Below are 1318 nucleotides of genomic sequence, written 5' to 3'. Positions count from 1 at the left end.
TGTTCCGCGCCATCGGCCGGCTGGCGCAGGCGCCGCTGTCGGTGCTGATCAACGGCGAGACCGGCACCGGCAAGGAACTGGTGGCGCACGCGCTGCACACCGAATCGCCGCGCGCGCGCAAGCCGTTCGTCGCACTCAACACCGCCGCGATCCCGGCCGAACTGCTGGAGAGCGAGCTGTTCGGCCACGAGGCCGGCGCCTTCACCGGCGCCCAGCGCCGCCACATCGGCCGCTTCGAACAGGCCGACGGCGGCACCCTGTTCCTCGACGAGATCGGCGATATGCCGCTGCCGCTGCAGACCCGGCTGCTGCGCGTGCTGGCCGAGAACGAATTCTTCCGCGTCGGCGGCCGCGAACTGATCCGGGTCGACGTGCGGGTGATCGCCGCCACCCACCAGGACCTGGAGGCGCTGGTCGAACAGGGCCGCTTCCGCGCCGACCTGTTGCACCGCCTGGACGTGGTGCGATTGCAGTTGCCGCCGCTGCGCGAGCGGCGCGCCGACGTGCCGCAACTGGCCGAGAACTTCCTGGCGATGGCCGCGCGCAAGCTCGACACCCCGCCCAAGCGGCTGGCGCCGGCGGCGCTGGACGCGTTGCGCGCCTATCCCTGGCCGGGCAACGTGCGCGAACTGGAGAACGTGTGCTGGCGTCTGGCCGCGCTGGCGCCGGCGGAAATCATCGATGCCGGCGACGTCGAGGCCGCCCTGCTGCGCGGCGGCCGCCGCGAGCGCAGCGGCGACGGCGGCGAGTGGGATACGCAACTGTCGGCCTGGGCGCAGCAGCGCCTGTCCGACGGCGCCGAGGGCCTGCATGCCGAGGCCCGCGAACGCTTCGACAAGGCGCTGCTGGAAGTGGCGCTGCGCTTCACCCAGGGCCGCCGCGCCGAAGCCGCCGCCCGCCTGGGCGTGGGCCGCAACACCGTCACCCGCAAGCTGGGGCCGGGGCGGCGGCGGCGCTGAGGGGTGGGATTGGGGATTGGGGATTCGCAACGGCGAGGCCCCACGTCCGGTCCGATGTCGCCCGCTGCATGCGGCGCGTGTTGCGGCATGACGTCGCAGGTCATTGCGCCGAACCGCCTGGCGCTACGCTCTTGCGAATCCCCAATCCCCAATCCCCAATCCCCAATCCCGCACGATTAGACTGCGCCCCGTGCACCTTCATGGGGTCTGCACGGCCGCCCCTCTAGTTTCGCCCTGCCACAGGAGTCGATGTCGATGCGTTATGGATTGCCCCTCGCCGCGAGTGCCTTGTTGATGCTGGCCGCGTGCAGCAGCGCGCCGCCCAAGGCCCCGCCGCCGCCGCCGCCCAAGGCGCCGCC

1 protein-coding gene is annotated in these 1318 nt (G+C 72.4%); it reads left to right on the top strand.

The genetic code is table 11. The features are described 5' to 3' along the window. Positions 1-959: sigma-54-dependent Fis family transcriptional regulator (locus D588_RS0115220; protein ID WP_017916591.1), on the top strand; the 959-nt coding region annotated here is incomplete at its 5' end. Positions 960-1318: the final 359 nt, after the last annotated feature.

Origin of the sequence: Xanthomonas sp. SHU 308, from assembly GCF_000364645.1 — a bacterium.
In the GTDB taxonomy this organism is placed as follows: domain Bacteria; phylum Pseudomonadota; class Gammaproteobacteria; order Xanthomonadales; family Xanthomonadaceae; genus Xanthomonas_A; species Xanthomonas_A sontii.
The sequence above is the reverse complement of the archived record's forward strand: the minus strand, read 5'-3'. Positions and strand labels throughout refer to the sequence as shown.